Source organism: Granulibacter bethesdensis (assembly GCF_001889545.1).
GTDB lineage: Bacteria > Pseudomonadota > Alphaproteobacteria > Acetobacterales > Acetobacteraceae > Granulibacter > Granulibacter bethesdensis_B.
Genome location: NZ_CP018194.1, coordinates 880,351 through 894,272 on the forward strand (window position 1 = coordinate 880,351; position 13,922 = coordinate 894,272).

Below are 13,922 nucleotides of genomic sequence, written 5' to 3' on the forward strand. Positions count from 1 at the left end.
TCACCGGAAGCTCAGTGTGGGGGAAGGCGCCGTGCTTATTGACCGAGGTACGCCTTCAACCCAATGATACACCACCTGTCACCGCCTGATAGGTCGTAATGGCGAGTGTCATCGGTTCGAAAGGCTTGGTGATGACAAAAGCCGGTTCCGTATGCTCTCCGGTCAACAGACGCTCCGGATAGGCCGTCACGAAAATCACCGGTGCCTGATGGTGCGCCAGAATACGGGAGACAGCCTGCATGCCGTCTCCTCCCTTGCCAAGATTGATATCGGCCAGAATCAGGCCGGGGCGGTGTTTCAGGGCCATCTCCACGGCTTCCTGCTCCGAGGCTGCCAGCCCGACGACATGATGGCCGCAGCTTTGCACCAGCTCCTCAATATCCATCGCGATAATCGGCTCATCCTCGATAATCAGAACATTGGCCGAAGCAGCATTACGTAGATTGCTGCGCGCATCCGCCAACAGGGAGGCCGCCTGATCCTTGCTCAGGCCCATAATGGGTCCGATCGCCTCCGCCGGGACTTCTTCCAGATGGGAAAGAAGAAGACTCTGCCGCTGCTGGATCGAAAGAGGTCCATGATCTGATGGGGCTTCAACAGAAAACTGCTGTGTGACCCAATGATACAGCGCGAAACGGGCACTATCCTGTGGATAACGCGACTCTGTAGCGGTCAGTGCCTGCCGCAGGCTGGAGGCAACCAGGGCATCGCCTTTTTCCTGATTTCCAGCCAGTGCTCTGGCGTAACGGCGTGCATAGGGCAGGGCTTGAAGCAGTTCATCGCGGGACAGGCTCTGCATCCGTGTCATTCCTTGGCTCTGCGCTTGCGCATGCGCGCGCCGCTGTTACTGTGCCCCCATGACACGACAACCGCGTCACGCGGGTTCTCCTTTATCATCCGCTTCTGATTCGCCTGCCTTGAAACCTGCTCCAGAACCGGGGGAGGAGGAGAATCAGGCGTCGCTGTCGGATGCTGGCCAACAGCATGGCGCGGCTGAACTCCGCGTGCAAATCGCAACCTTATTGCCGGAGCTGCGTGGCTATGCGCGTTTTCTGGCCAGGGACCGTCATGCCGCGGATGATCTGGTGCAGGATGCTGTCCTGCGGGCGCTGGGTGCGCTTGATCAGTTTCAGCCTGATACCAGCCTGAGAGCATGGATTTTCACTATTCTGCGGAATGTTTTTTACGAGCAGGCGCGCCACCTCAGGACAGAGCGCAGGGTGCTGGAAGATGTCGGGCAGGCTGGAGAGGGCATGGGAGATGCCTTTAATATAACGGAACAGGATCAGCGTCAGGATCTGAAAGATATCGAAAAGCTGATCTGGTCGTTATCCCCACTGCTGCGGGAAGCATTGATGCTGATCGGGGCCCATGGAATGGAGTATGAGGAAGCCGCCAGAATCTGTGGAGTTTCGGCCGGGACCATGAAGGTGCGTGTCTCTCGTGCTAGGCGGATTTTGAGCCAGGCGGCAGAATATGAGGGTAGTGAGGATAATTAAGTCTTTGAAAAATATACTTTAAAAATAAAAAAGGGAGGGTCGGGATTTTTTTGTACCTGCCGATGTAACCTTTTTTCTCCTGCTTCATTGTCCTTATGAAGACAGAAGGAAAAACCCTATGGCGACCGAGAGCTTCCACGATCAGGTGATAGCTATTCTGCCGAAACTGCGGGTTCAGGCATTGTTTCTGACCAGGAATCGGGCAGTGGCTGAGGATCTGGTGCAGGATGCGGTTTGTAATGCACTGTCCGCCAGCGAGAGCTTCGTTCCAGGAACCAATTTTGCAGCCTGGATGCACCGGATCCTGCGCAACCGGTTTATTTCCAATCTACGCAAACGCCGCGATATCACTGATATTGATGATGTGCCGGCGTCATTTTTTGCAACAGACGCAGCCCATGAGGACCGTCTGGCGCTGAAGGAGCTTGGTAAGGCAATGGAACGCCTTCCGGTTGATCAGCGGGAGGCGCTTGTCATGGTTGTCATCCATGGCATGAGCTATGAAGACCTCGCCGAGGCAACCGGCTGCGCTGTGGGCACCGCTAAAAGTCGCGTTTTCCGGGCTCGCCGCCAGCTGGAAGCCTGGCTGATGGGTGAAGACCGCATCGAAGCCGCCCGCGACGGGAAAGTATCCCGTATCGCGACGAAAAAGACGGCCGCGGCACAACATGATTTGCGTGGTTTACAGGCACAATGAACGGCCGGGCATCAACCTGTAGGTTGATGCCCATTGGCTAAGTCCATGTCGGTGCAGTATGCTCATCCCAGCCGATAGGCTGGTCGGTGATCATTTGCCAGCCGCATAAACTAAGAAATATTGTGTCGATGAAAAAGCGGAAGGATGACAGGCCTGCATCAGAATCCGGTTCCGCGAAGACCGATGGTGCCTTTGATCTTTGGCTCCAGCGTAGTCTGCATCAGATTTTTGACGATATCGCAAAAGAGCCAATACCGGAGGAGTTGCTGCGTCTGATTGAGAAGGATCGTGCAAAATAAGGCATGTTCGGCAGACGGCCAGCTTCATCTGTTTTCTTTTCGAAGATTATGGCTGTCAATGAGGGGTTCTTTCAGAATCCGTCTCATAGGGCTTGTTCTGCTTGCGGTTGCTCCTGTTTTTTTGCGTGCGGTCTCTATTGAATGGTCGAATTACCGGCATTCTTCTTATCATGCGGAATTGGCTGCCCTGGATGATGTCACCGAATATCAGCACTCTTTTCTTCGCCAGATAAACGGTACGCAGGAGGTTCTGAAAACCTTGTCTCCGGCCGTGCTGGAGTTCGTGCAGCATGATATTGCCTGCTCTACTTTACTTGAGACCGTCAGAGCTCTGAAAAAAGGAAGCATTCTCTGGCTGGCTGTTTTTCAGCCGGGTCGGGGTAATTTGTGTGACAGTGTCACAGAAGATCAGCCCCCTCCGTCACAGAGCCTGCTTGATGGCATGATCAAAAATGAGTTTGTGCCGGCTTATGAGGAAAAAAATTCCCCCCAGAATGCACGCCAATGGCATGTCATCATCCGATATGCTCTTGCCGGCCAGAATGGTGGTCCATGGCTTTTGAGCAATATGCATTTGCACATTGCTCCCAGATTTGCAGATGCCCATGTCTGGTTGATCCACAAAGGCAAATGGGCAGCGGGGGACCCTGAAAATGGTCTTCCCCGATCTGTGCCGCTGCTATCGTTGCATGACAGACAGAACACTGTCTTTTCCGATGTGTCATGGAGCGGGGAACATTTCGCATACGGGTATGTTCCGTTGGCAGATCAAACCGGTTTTCTGCTCGGTCTGTCAGAGGAAAAAAATGAATTGGCCGCCTATCGGGCTTTCATGTCACGAGTAGGAGAATTTCTGCTGCTGGTGCTGTGTGGTCTGCTGGCTGTCTGGATTGCCACCGATCTGAGCGTTACCAGGCCCCTGCGACGGTTCACACATCGCGTGATGCAATGGCGCACCATGGCTATCGAGGATGCCAGCAAAGATGTTTCGCTTCCTTCTGAGCTCCGTGCCTTGTCGGACACATTTGATCAGGCGGTGATCGCCGTCAGACAAAGGGAAAATGAGCTGACCACAGTTCATAAACAGCAGGAATTGCTGATGATGGAAATTCATCATCGGGTCAAAAATAACCTGCAAATCATTGCCTCCCTGCTTAATCTCCAGTCATCCCGCATTCGCCTGCCACAGGCGAAGGCGGAGTTTCAATCGGCGCGTGATCGCGTAAGGGCGCTCGCGACATTACACCGGCATCTTTATACGCAGGGAGAATTACAGGCGATCAATATGCGCAGCTTCCTGAATGAGCTGTGCGAGCAGCTGTTTCAGGCATTCGGGGAAGTGCCGGGTGAGCGCATCATCCTGCATATCGAGGCGCCGGAAGTGCGTATGACCAGTGATCAGGCTGTGCCTCTGGCCCTGATTGTCACTGAAGTTGTCAGCAATGCGGTCAAATATGCTTTTCCTGACCAGCGGAAAGGGAGCGTGATGGTGCGTCTGACAGTCGAGAATGACGATGTCTGTCTGGTCATTCAGGATGATGGGGTTGGCCTCAACACTGCACCCATCAAAGCGGAGGCAGACATGCGCGATGGGCTGGGACGACAGTTGATAAAGGGTTTTTCCCGTCAGCTTGGTGCTGCTCTGGATGTCTCGGCAGACAACGGCACACGCTACGAGTTGCGGGTCAGGCTACGCAATCACGGGCGCAGGCCCTCTGCCTCGGAAGAGGCTGATCTGTCGGTAGAGGATGATGAGAGCCAAGGCTAAGCCCTGAAGCGCTCCAGTTCAGCCTGACCGAGATTGTCCAGCAGCCGGACGGAGCCAAGACGCGCAGCGGTGATCAGCCGCCAGTCATGTCCCTCCGGCAAAGTGGCGATGGAAGAGAGGGTGCTTCCCTCAATCAGGGCAAAATAATCGACCTCGAAGCCCTGTCCGTTCAGCGCCGTAATGGCCTTCTGGCAGATTTTCTCTGCTTCAGGGAAGGAGGATAAGTCATGGCCTGCCTGCAACAATGTCCTGAACAGCAAGGGGGCAAGTGCGCGTTGTGCAGGAGAAAGAAAGCGGTTGCGCGATGACATGGCCAGCCCATCATCTTCCCGCTGTGTCGGTACGCCATGGATCGCAACCGGCAGCAGAAGATCAGCGGTCAGGCGACGGATCACCTGTAATTGCTGCCAGTCTTTTTCGCCGAAAAAAGCGGCGTCCGGGCGCACCTGACCGAACAGCTTCGTGACAACTTGCGCGACCCCGTTGAAATGGCCGGGGCGTCTGGCACCTTCCCATCCCAAAGCAGGGCCGCTCATGACAAAACCGGTCGCATCTCCGGGCGGGTACATGGTGTCCACATCCGGCAGCCATGCGACCGAGCAGCCCGTGCGCTCCAGTATGGCCACATCGCCTTCCTCATCGCGGGGATAGCGTGCCAGATCCTCTGATGGTCCGAACTGTGTCGGATTTACAAAGACGGAGGTGACAACCGCATAATTCTGCGCGATTGCGGCCCGGACCAGTGATTGATGGCCTTCATGGAGCGCCCCCATGGTTGGCACGAAAGCGATGCGTTTTCCGGCATGGCGCAACTCATGGACAGCCTGCTGCAAGGCGGGCAGGGTGCGGGCAAGATGCATGTGCTTATGATCGGTCAGGAAACCAGAAGATCGCAGAGTTTTTCGCGGCTGAGGGCGGTCAGGCCCAGCGCACGCTCGAAATATCGCTCGATAGAGCCATATTCCAGACGAATGGCCTCGAAAGCGGCGTGCAGCATCTCTTCATGGGCGTTGAGAAGGGTGGCGCGGGCATGACGTGGAACACGGTCCAGTAATTGCTGGTCAGGCTCCCATAGCTGGTTGGTGGCGAGGTAATCTTCCAGAATATCGTCCCAGCGGACCCCGACAGCGCGGAGGATCAGCGCGGCGCCAAAGCCGGTGCGGTCCTTGCCGATGCTGCAATGAAGCAGCAGGGGAATATCATTCTGCAACAGCAGGTCGAACATGCCGCGATAGCTGGGGCCCCATTCCAGCGCGTAGGCGATATAGGCCCGGCGCAGAAGGTGGCTGATATCCTCGCCTGTCTGTGCCCCGCGCGTCAGAAGCTCGATAATCGACCCTCCGACGGCCGGTTCGATGGGCAGGCGATGCACGGTAACACCTGGCAGGTGTGTAAAAACCGAATCGGAGACCGCGCTTTCTTTCTCGCTGCGGAAGTCGCAGACAGCTTTCAGGTTCAGCGCCGCGATCTGGGGGGCAACATTGTCCCGATCGGCGGGAATGGCGGCTGAGCGGAAGACGCGTCCGAAACGGACTTTCCCGCCCAGGCGGGTCGACCATCCTCCCAGATCACGAAAATTATGGGCTGCTTCCACGCTCACCTGACGCGGAAGTGTGCCGACCTGTTGGTGTGCGTACATTCGGCCCTCCTGCTGTTTCCGGTGTGGGGTATCCGGAAAACCCGAAACCTGAAGCTACGGATCGCCGAGGGAAATGCCAGACCGGATGACGCGGGGCAGGCTTACGTCCGGATCGGGGCAGGGCAGGGTGGCGTGGGACGCGGGGATGGAGTTCATCACCGGCCTTATCTTCCGGGGTGACGGCGGCATTCTGTCATGATAGGGACAACCCGACCCTGCAGTGCCTGAGACGCGCGGAAGGGTTGAGTTTCACGCAAAGCGACCGTCTGGCACTGGAGCGGCCCGCGATGAGGACGCTCATCGTCGATAATTACGACTCATTTACCCATAATATTCTCCATCTGTTTGCCCGTGTGACCGGGCAGGAACCCGTGATCGTACGCAACGATGCTGGCGCATGGGATGGTGCGCTGTGGCGTGATCTGCGCCAGCAGGGTTTCGATGCGGTGGTCATCGGGCCGGGGCCGGGCCATCCGGGCCGGGATGGTGATTTCGGCGTTTCCGCTGATGTGATCCGCAGCGGGGAATGGCCTCTGCTGGGTATCTGCCTGGGCCATCAGGGCATCGCCGCCCTTGCCGGGGCGCAGGTGGCAGCCGGGCCGGAGCCGGTGCATGGCAAAGTCTCGCTGGTTCATCATACAGGGAGTGGCCTGTTTGCCGGTCTGCCCAACCCGTTTCCGGTCGGGCGCTACCATTCTCTGGTTGCGCGCCGCCCGTTGCCGCAGGGGCTGGAGGAAACCGCCTGGACAGATCAGGATCATCTGGTGATGGGGCTTGCCGCCCGCTCTGCGCCTGTCTGGGGCGTTCAGTTTCACCCTGAATCTATCCTGACCCCGGATGGGGAGAGGCTGATCGCGAATTTCAGGGATCTTGCGTTGGCGGCGCGGTCGTCTCGTCCGGTGTTTCAGCCGCCTGTGGCGGCGGGGCCGGAATGCGTGGCTTCTCCGGTACTGGACTCCAGCCATAACCGGCGCATCATCAGCCAGTGCCTGCCGGTAGAAATCGATACTGAGGCCGCATTTCTGACCTTGTTCGGTGCTGCCCCCCATGCCTTCTGGCTTGACGGAGCCTTGAGCGAGCGCAGCCGTTCGCGCTGGTCCTATCTGGGGGAAGCAGAAAATGCGCTCACCTCCGATGCGTTCCATCATCCCGATCATGCGGAGCATATTCTCTACACTCTGGCGCGTTCGGTTCCGGAGGGAACGGGAGGAACAGAGCCTCCGGTGCCATTCGGCGGCGGTTATGTCGGCTGGTTCGGTTATGAATTCGCGCAGGCAGTCGGAGGCCCGGTGCATCGTGCTTCTCCGACACCGGACGCGCTGCTGATGCGGGCGGAGCGGCTGATCGCGGTGGATCACCAGACTGGCCAGACCTGGCTGATCGCCCCTGCCGGAGAGGAGGACTGGATCGAACAAACCCGACAGGCTCTGGTGCAGTTGCCCACTCCGCCTCCGCCAGAGACAGGGGAGGCGTCTTCTGTTGTTTTCACGGCGGATCGCGGACGTGCCACTTATCTTGCGGATGTGGCGCAGTGTCTGGAATGGATCAGGCAGGGCGAGACCTATCAGGTCTGTCTGACCAATGAGATCAGCTGCCAGCTTCAGCTTGATCCGCTGACCCTGTATCGGATCGTGCGGCGGCAGAATGCGGCCCCTTATGCGGCCTATCTGAAATGGCCCGGTGGCGCGGTGCTCAGTGCTTCCCCCGAGCGGTTTCTGCAAGTGGACCGTCATGGTGGCGTCGAGACCAAACCGATCAAGGGAACGGCACCCCGCGGCACCAACCCGGCCCATGATGCGGCGCTGGCCGAGGCATTGCGTGACAATGTGAAGGAACGCGCTGAAAACACCATGATCGTGGATTTGCTGCGCAACGACCTTTCCCGCGTCTGTCTGCCGGGCAGTGTGACGGTACCGGCGCTGTGCGCGATCGAGACTTATGCCACGGTGCATCAACTGGTCAGTACGGTGCGGGGACGTCTGCGACCGGGAGAAGGGATTGCCGGGCTGATCCGGGCGACTTTCCCCGGCGGGTCGATGACCGGTTGTCCGAAACATCGCACGCTCGACCTGATCGACCGTCTGGAGCAACGTCCGCGCGGGATTTACTCCGGTGCCCTGGGGTGGATCGGCGATGACGGAGCGGCTGATCTCAGCATCGTCATCCGTACCATCGTGATGCAGGGGGATCATCTGTCTATTGGCGTGGGGGGCGGGATCGTCGCGCAATCCGTGCCGGCGCGGGAATATGCGGAGATGTTGCTGAAGGCGCAGGCCCCGATGCGGGCCATCGTCACTGCTGCAACCGGCGGGTGGAGCGAGGAACGCTGTATTCTGGAAGAGCGCATGCCATGACACAGCCCGTCTGCTGGATCAACGGGCAGGTTCTGCCACTCTCCGAAGCCAGACTTTCGCCGATGGATCGTGGCGCGATGCTGGGCGATGGCGTGTTCGAGACCATTCTGATGAGGCATGGACGTCTGATCTGGGCCGGCGATCACCTGCGCCGCCTGAGGGAAGGGGCGCAGGTGCTGTCCATCCCGGTGCCGATGGAGGAGAAGGTGATGCGCTCCGGTCTGATCGCTCTGGCCGGAGCAGCCGGGCTGACAGATGCCGCGTTGCGTCTGACTCTGACACGGGGCGAGGCCGCAAAGCGTGGCATCTGGCCGCCGGGGGAGCCGGTTCGTCCGGTTCTCTATGCCACCATTGCCGCCAAAGCTGCTGATACGCTTGTGCTGCCCTCCGTCCGGGTGGCGGTGTGTGCCACAACCCGGCGTAACGCTGATTCACCGCTCTCCCGCATCAAATCGCTTGCATATGGTGATGCCATTCTGGCCCGGCAGGAAGCGGAGCGTCGGGGCGCTCAGGATGCCGTGCTGCTGAATACCAGAGGAGACGTGGCCTGTGCTTCGGCCGGGAACGTGTTCATCGGGCTTGCGAATGGCGCATGGGTCACGCCCGCGCTGGAATGCGGAATCCTTCCCGGTCTGACTCGCGCCCGTTTGATCCCGCTGCTGAAAGCACGGGAGGAAATCGTGTCCGTGGAGACGCTTCGCCATGCGTCCCGGCTGCTGATCGTGAACAGTCTGGGATGCACGATGGCGGCCTCCATAATGGATGGAAACGGTGAAAGCCTCTTGGCGACGGAGCTTCCCTTCGATACGGACCTCCTTTACCGATGCATGAATTGAGCGGGAGGCGCGGATGACACGCATGCTGACCAGCGTCACCGGGCCAGAAGAGGCGGAAATCGCGCTTGCCGGCGGTGCTGATATTATCGATCTGAAAGACCCGTCCTTCGGGGCGCTGGGTGCTGTTGCGCCGGAGGTGGTGCGGCGTACGGTCGATGCCGTGGCACGTTGGGATGCTGCGCATAACCATTCTGGTCACAAGGTCAGCGCCGTGACCGGCGATCTGCCGATGGATCCGGCCCTGATCGTTCAGGCTGTTGAAGCCATGGTGGAGACGGGTGTTCACTATGTCAAAATCGGCTTTTTCGAGGGCGATGCCCGGAAGGTGCTGGACGCGCTGCTTCCTCTCTCCAGCCGTGTGAGGCTGGTCGCGGTGCTGTTTGCTGACCGGAAGCCCGATCTGGCCATTCTGCCCGCCCTGAAAGACGCCGGTTTTTATGGCGCAATGCTCGATACCGCCGATAAGGGCGCGGGGGGCTTGCTCGGCCATATGAAGGCGCCGGCCTTGCTGGATTTCACCCGTGCCTGCCGCCGGCTCGGGCTGGAGCCGGGGCTGGCCGGATCGCTGGAAGAACCGGATGTGCCACGCCTGCTGCTGTTGGCCCCTGCTTTTCTCGGTTTCCGCCGGGCCTTGACGGAGGGCGTGCGCGCCGGTGCGGTGACGCTGGAGCGTGTGCGTACGGTGCGGGCGCTGATCCCGCGCGTGGCCGAGCCGAATGGGGCCGGAGTGGTCGATTACCGCGTGCTGGCGACCCGTGGTTACACGCCTGATCCACAAGGGGACATGTCGCTGGCGGATCGTATTTTCGTGCGCGATCTGGTGCTGCCGGTGCGGATTGGTACCTATGAGCGGGAGCGGGAGAAACCGCAGAAAGTCCGCTTCACAGTGGAGGTTCTGGTGGCGCATCCGCGTTACCAGACCGACGATATGCAGAATGTGTTTTCTTATGACGTCATCACCGATGGCATCGCCATGCTGGTGGAGCACGGCCATGTCGGGCTGGTGGAAACGCTGGCCGAGCGTATCGCTGCTTTCGTGATTGTGCACCCGCGTGTGATGAAGGCTACCGTCACGGTCGAAAAACTGGAAGTCGGGACCGGCATCGTTGGCGTGACCATTGAGCGCACGCGTGAAACCGCTTACAGCGCCGCGGCTGATACGCTGTTCGCCTATGGTGGTGCCGCCGGATGACGCTGGTCGTCAAATTCGGCGGCAGCCATGCGGATACGCCTTTGCTACGGGACTGGTTGCTGGCGATTGGCCGTGGTGCCGGGCGGATTGTGCTGGTGCCCGGGGGTGGGCCTTTTGCGGATACTGTGCGGGTGATGCAACCTGTGATCGGCTTCCACGATGCGGCGGCGCATGAAATGGCGCTGCTGGCGATGGCCCAGTTCGGTCTTGCCCTGTGTGGCACCGAGGCCGGGCGTGAAGCCCGCCTTGTTCCGGCGGCTTCCGTGGCGGAGATTGAAACGGCGCTTGGTGATGCTCTGGTGCCAGTCTGGATGCCGTTGGCGATGTTGCGGGGCGCTCCGGATATTGAGGAAACATGGGATGTGACCTCGGACAGTCTTGCCATCTGGCTGGCAAACCGGCTGGGGGCGGAGGCGGCGCTGATTATCAAGCGGGATTCAGCCGGGAGCGTGGATGCCGCTTTTCAGGCCATGCGGGCGCGCTACCAGGGGCGGGTGCTGATCGCCGGGCCGGAGGATATTCCCGTATCCGGACTGGATGCAGCCCATCCGCCGGGACATGAAAGGGTCGTGGTATGAGCGGATCGCTCAAGGAAGAAATGGACGCGTTAGCCGAGGAAAGCCGCCATATCGTCAAACCGCGCTGGGGTTGGGCCCTGACCGGATCGGGGCATTACTTCACCGAATGTCTGGATTTGATCCGCAGTCTGGATCATGTCGATCTGTTCGTCAGCAAAGCGGCGGCGGAAGTGGTCAGGATGTACCACAAGGATCTGAAACTGCCGGATAATATCCGCATTTTCCGTGATACGACTGCCAGTGCGGCGCCGGTCGGTAATTTCTATTTCGGCGTTTATCACACGCTGGTCGTCGCGCCGGCAACATCCAATACGGTTGCAAAATGCGTGGTTGGAATCTCGGATAATCTGGCCACCAACGTGTTTGCGCAGGCCGGAAAATGCCGTGTGCCAACCATCGTGTTTGCCTGTGATACCGCACCGGAAATGGATACGGAGGCTCCGTCCGGCATGGTGAAAGTCTATCCGCGGCGGATCGATCTTCAGAACACCGAGCGTTTGCGTGATTTCGAAGCGACAACCGTTGTCGAAACATATGAGGATTTGCAGGCCGCGATTGACGGTCGCCGCAGCGCGTTCGCTCAAGCCCGGTAAATCAGCGCCATGGCCGATGCCTCTGCTGAACACATCGTTTTTCTGACCGGCCATCTGGCAGAAACCAGACTGCGCGATGTACTGCAAGGATTGGGACAGACCTCCTTTACCTGGGAGGTGGCCAATGTCGGCGTGAAGGTTGCGGCGTTGATGACCGGAGCCATCGTGCAGCGCCGTCTGAAAACACCGGTGAAGGCAGATCGGGTTATCTTCCCTGGTCGGGCCGGGATTGATCCGGATGAAATGCAGGCCCATTTCGGGGTGCGTTTCGAACGCGGGCCGGAGGAGTTGGCCGATCTTCCGCGTTTCCTGGGGCGGAAAGGTGGTGCTCCTGATTTATCAAAGCATGATCTGAGAATTTTCGCAGAGATCGTCACAGCGATTGATCTTTCCCCCGATGCGATTGTCGAGCGTGCGCGCTGGCTTGCCGCGGATGGGGCGGATGTCATTGATGTCGGCTGCAAGCCGGGCCGTCATTTTGCGCATCTGGAAGATCAGATCCGTGCCTTGAAACAGGCTGGTTTCAAGGTCAGCGTGGATAGTGGCGATCCGGAGGAATTGCGGCGTGGCGCGTTGGCGGGAGCGGATTTTCTGCTGAGTCTGAATGAAGATACGCTCGATGTGGTCGATGGCACGGCGGCGGTGCCGGTGCTGCTGTCCAAACCACATGGCGATCTGGACAGTCTGGTGCGGGCGGCCAGAAAAGCGGATGCCAAGGGCATCGACTATATGCTTGATCCGGTGCTCGATCCGATCAATTTCGGCTTTACAGAATCGCTGATGCGCTATGTGCGGATCAGGGAAATGCTGCCGGAAGCTGAAATCATGATGGGCACTGGCAATCTGACCGAGCTGACCGATGCCGATACATCCGGCATCACGGCCACTCTGGTCGGTATCTGCACCGAACTGCGTATCCGCAATGTGCTGATCGTGCATGTCAGTCCGCATACGCGTCGCACGGTGGCGGAACATGATGTCGCGCGCCGTATGATGTTCGCAGCCCGTGCCCATGCGGAGCTGCCACGCAATTATACCAGTGCGCTGCTGCATGTTCATGATCGTTGGCCTTATGCGCAGTCATCGGAAGACATTGCCGGTCTTGCCAGCGAAATACGCGATTCCAATTTTCGGATTGCCGTGGCGGAAGACGGTATTCACGTTTTTAACGGCTCACTGCATCAGGTTTCAGACACGGCCTTTCCGTTCTTCCCGCATCTGGGGGTGGAGCAGGACGGGGCGCATGGATTTTATCTCGGTGCGGAATTGATGAAGGCGGAAATCGCCTATGCTTTAGGCAAACGCTATACGCAGGACGAGCCACTGGATTGGGGCTGCGCCGTGCGTCCGGGGGCAGCGACGGATCGCACCCGTCTTGCGGATGCCGGGCATACGCTGAAATCGAAGCAGGAGCGGGAAGAGAGAAAACGTGCATCCGACACGACACCAGATGCCTCTCCGCCGACCGCGCAGGATGACACTCCATGATTCGTGAAACGATTGTGACGACTCTGTCAGCGGATGGCGTGCCGCATCTGGCTCCGCTCGGGCTGATCCGTGATGGCAATGACTGGATCGTGGCGCCGTTTCATCCATCCACGACACTTGCCAATCTGCGCGCGCGGGGACAGGCAACGGCCAGCCATACCGATGATGTGCGTGTTTTCGCAGGCTGTCTCACCGGCCGACGGGATTGGCAACTGGCGCCGTCCGTCTCTGTCGCACCGCCCCGTCTCGCATCGGCTCTGGCTCATGAGGAGTTGGAGGTGATCGCGGTGGAGGAGGACGATCTGCGCCCCCGTTTTCGCTGCCGCGTGAAGACGGTGCAAACGCATGCGCCGTTTCTGGGCTTCAACCGTGCTCAGTCCGCGGTGATCGAGGCTGCCATTCTCGCCAGTCGCCTGCATATGCTGCCAGCGGACAAGGTGAGGGCGGAGGTCGATTACCTCACCATCGCCATCATCAAGACCGCTGGCCCGAGGGAGCAGGAAGCATGGGAATGGCTGCTGGAGAAAATACGCGTCGTTCACCCGGACATCGGCGTCTCCAAACCCGCTGTCAGTTTGCGGGACAACTGAGATCCCAGCTCTGGCATTTCAATTGTGCAGCCAGATCGTGATTGCGGCTGTCCGTCAGGGTCTGGAGGCATTGCGCATTGATCATCGGCCAGATGCTGCCTCCCTGATCGGGGCCTCCACCAGTGCGGAACAAGCATTCCCGGTCGCGATATGCAATCCACGCTCTTTGCGCTGCTCGCAGCCTTTGCTGACTGTCCGGATCGATTTTTTTCAGAAGCTGCTGATACAGCGTATTCATCGTCCTGTCTGCGCTGGAAGCCGCTTGTGCAGCGCATTGAGAAAGCTGCATCTGGTTGCCATCGGTGCAGTCCGCGGCAAAACCTGGCCGGCAGAACACAACAAGCAGGCCCGTCAGGCAACTGGCGAGAAGGATGGTGCGCATGATGGTC

The 13,922-nt window shown here is 59.0% G+C and carries 15 protein-coding genes; 10 read left to right on the forward strand and 5 right to left on the reverse strand.

Annotated elements, in window-relative coordinates; all coding sequences use genetic code 11:
• Window positions 1-55: 55 nt before the first annotated feature.
• The gene (locus GbCGDNIH8_RS03890) at window positions 56-808 is read right to left on the reverse strand and encodes a response regulator (RefSeq protein ID WP_408874689.1); all 753 of its coding nucleotides are present in this window, start codon (window positions 806-808) and stop codon (window positions 56-58) included.
• Between the two features lie 109 nt (window positions 809-917).
• Between GbCGDNIH8_RS03890 and GbCGDNIH8_RS03895 the strand changes: the two genes are divergently transcribed.
• On the forward strand, window positions 918-1,499 hold the full coding sequence (locus tag GbCGDNIH8_RS03895; protein WP_367593392.1) for a sigma-70 family RNA polymerase sigma factor: 582 nt from the start codon (window positions 918-920) through the stop codon (window positions 1,497-1,499).
• A gap of 118 nt (window positions 1,500-1,617) precedes the next feature.
• Window positions 1,618-2,196: a sigma-70 family RNA polymerase sigma factor gene (locus GbCGDNIH8_RS03900; protein WP_072572160.1), complete on the forward strand. Its 579-nt coding sequence runs from the start codon at window positions 1,618-1,620 to the stop codon at window positions 2,194-2,196.
• Window positions 2,197-2,550: 354 nt separating this feature from the next.
• On the opposite strand, the gene GbCGDNIH8_RS13040 is transcribed toward GbCGDNIH8_RS03900, so the two are convergent.
• A complete protein-coding gene (locus tag GbCGDNIH8_RS13040) occupies window positions 2,551-2,787 on the reverse strand; it encodes a hypothetical protein (protein WP_172822889.1) in 237 nt (78 codons plus the stop codon).
• Window positions 2,788-3,255: 468 nt separating this feature from the next.
• On the opposite strand from GbCGDNIH8_RS13040, the gene GbCGDNIH8_RS13045 reads away from it, so the two are divergent.
• On the forward strand, window positions 3,256-4,263 hold the full coding sequence (locus GbCGDNIH8_RS13045; RefSeq protein ID WP_172822890.1) for a sensor histidine kinase: 1,008 nt from the start codon (window positions 3,256-3,258) through the stop codon (window positions 4,261-4,263).
• Here the strand turns inward: GbCGDNIH8_RS13045 and panC are convergent.
• Complete coding sequence (gene panC, locus GbCGDNIH8_RS03910) at window positions 4,260-5,123, reverse strand: pantoate--beta-alanine ligase (RefSeq protein ID WP_072572162.1); 864 nt, start codon at window positions 5,121-5,123, stop codon at window positions 4,260-4,262. The genes GbCGDNIH8_RS13045 and panC overlap by 4 nt on opposite strands.
• A gap of 14 nt (window positions 5,124-5,137) precedes the next feature.
• A complete protein-coding gene (locus GbCGDNIH8_RS03915; RefSeq protein ID WP_072572163.1) occupies window positions 5,138-5,902 on the reverse strand; it encodes a tyrosine-protein phosphatase in 765 nt (254 codons plus the stop codon).
• Window positions 5,903-6,189: 287 nt separating this feature from the next.
• Between GbCGDNIH8_RS03915 and pabB the strand changes: the two genes are divergently transcribed.
• The 7 genes from pabB to GbCGDNIH8_RS03950 are packed head-to-tail and all read left to right on the forward strand — an operon-like array spanning window position 6,190 to window position 13,533.
• The gene (pabB, locus tag GbCGDNIH8_RS03920) at window positions 6,190-8,256 is read left to right on the forward strand and encodes an aminodeoxychorismate synthase component I (RefSeq protein ID WP_072573612.1); all 2,067 of its coding nucleotides are present in this window, start codon (window positions 6,190-6,192) and stop codon (window positions 8,254-8,256) included.
• Window positions 8,253-9,092, forward strand: a complete 840-nt coding sequence (locus GbCGDNIH8_RS03925) for an aminotransferase class IV (protein WP_072572164.1) — start codon at window positions 8,253-8,255, stop codon at window positions 9,090-9,092. Before pabB ends, GbCGDNIH8_RS03925 begins: the two co-directional genes overlap by 4 nt.
• A gap of 13 nt (window positions 9,093-9,105) precedes the next feature.
• Window positions 9,106-10,284: a (5-formylfuran-3-yl)methyl phosphate synthase gene (locus tag GbCGDNIH8_RS03930; RefSeq protein ID WP_072572165.1), complete on the forward strand. Its 1,179-nt coding sequence runs from the start codon at window positions 9,106-9,108 to the stop codon at window positions 10,282-10,284.
• Complete coding sequence (locus GbCGDNIH8_RS03935; protein WP_072572166.1) at window positions 10,281-10,862, forward strand: amino acid kinase family protein; 582 nt, start codon at window positions 10,281-10,283, stop codon at window positions 10,860-10,862. The genes GbCGDNIH8_RS03930 and GbCGDNIH8_RS03935 overlap by 4 nt, the downstream gene beginning before the upstream one ends.
• A complete protein-coding gene (locus tag GbCGDNIH8_RS03940) occupies window positions 10,859-11,455 on the forward strand; it encodes a flavoprotein (RefSeq protein ID WP_216634482.1) in 597 nt (198 codons plus the stop codon). Before GbCGDNIH8_RS03935 ends, GbCGDNIH8_RS03940 begins: the two co-directional genes overlap by 4 nt.
• 9 nt (window positions 11,456-11,464) lie before the next feature.
• On the forward strand, window positions 11,465-12,943 hold the full coding sequence (locus GbCGDNIH8_RS03945; RefSeq protein WP_072572167.1) for a DUF6513 domain-containing protein: 1,479 nt from the start codon (window positions 11,465-11,467) through the stop codon (window positions 12,941-12,943).
• On the forward strand, window positions 12,940-13,533 hold the full coding sequence (locus GbCGDNIH8_RS03950; RefSeq protein ID WP_072572168.1) for a DUF447 domain-containing protein: 594 nt from the start codon (window positions 12,940-12,942) through the stop codon (window positions 13,531-13,533). Before GbCGDNIH8_RS03945 ends, GbCGDNIH8_RS03950 begins: the two co-directional genes overlap by 4 nt.
• On the opposite strand, the gene GbCGDNIH8_RS13290 is transcribed toward GbCGDNIH8_RS03950, so the two are convergent.
• Window positions 13,514-13,915 (reverse strand): lysozyme inhibitor LprI family protein, encoded by a 402-nt coding sequence (locus tag GbCGDNIH8_RS13290; RefSeq protein WP_081368822.1) that lies wholly within the window; start codon window positions 13,913-13,915, stop codon window positions 13,514-13,516. The genes GbCGDNIH8_RS03950 and GbCGDNIH8_RS13290 overlap by 20 nt on opposite strands.
• Window positions 13,916-13,922 lie beyond the last annotated feature (7 nt).

Coding starts and splice junctions, on each gene's coding strand:
- GbCGDNIH8_RS03925 (WP_072572164.1), top strand. CDS start 8,253: ATGACACAGCCCGTCTGCTGGATCAACGGGCAGGTTCTGCCACTCTCC.
- GbCGDNIH8_RS13040 (WP_172822889.1), bottom strand. CDS start 2,787: ATGCTGCACGAACTCCAGCACGGCCGGAGACAAGGTTTTCAGAACCTC.
- GbCGDNIH8_RS03950 (WP_072572168.1), top strand. CDS start 12,940: ATGATTCGTGAAACGATTGTGACGACTCTGTCAGCGGATGGCGTGCCG.
- GbCGDNIH8_RS03890 (WP_408874689.1), bottom strand. CDS start 808: ATGACACGGATGCAGAGCCTGTCCCGCGATGAACTGCTTCAAGCCCTG.
- panC (WP_072572162.1), bottom strand. CDS start 5,123: ATGCATCTTGCCCGCACCCTGCCCGCCTTGCAGCAGGCTGTCCATGAG.
- GbCGDNIH8_RS03915 (WP_072572163.1), bottom strand. CDS start 5,902: ATGTACGCACACCAACAGGTCGGCACACTTCCGCGTCAGGTGAGCGTG.
- GbCGDNIH8_RS03900 (WP_072572160.1), top strand. CDS start 1,618: ATGGCGACCGAGAGCTTCCACGATCAGGTGATAGCTATTCTGCCGAAA.
- GbCGDNIH8_RS03940 (WP_216634482.1), top strand. CDS start 10,859: ATGAGCGGATCGCTCAAGGAAGAAATGGACGCGTTAGCCGAGGAAAGC.
- GbCGDNIH8_RS13290 (WP_081368822.1), bottom strand. CDS start 13,915: ATGCGCACCATCCTTCTCGCCAGTTGCCTGACGGGCCTGCTTGTTGTG.
- GbCGDNIH8_RS03935 (WP_072572166.1), top strand. CDS start 10,281: ATGACGCTGGTCGTCAAATTCGGCGGCAGCCATGCGGATACGCCTTTG.
- GbCGDNIH8_RS03945 (WP_072572167.1), top strand. CDS start 11,465: ATGGCCGATGCCTCTGCTGAACACATCGTTTTTCTGACCGGCCATCTG.
- GbCGDNIH8_RS03930 (WP_072572165.1), top strand. CDS start 9,106: ATGACACGCATGCTGACCAGCGTCACCGGGCCAGAAGAGGCGGAAATC.
- pabB (WP_072573612.1), top strand. CDS start 6,190: ATGAGGACGCTCATCGTCGATAATTACGACTCATTTACCCATAATATT.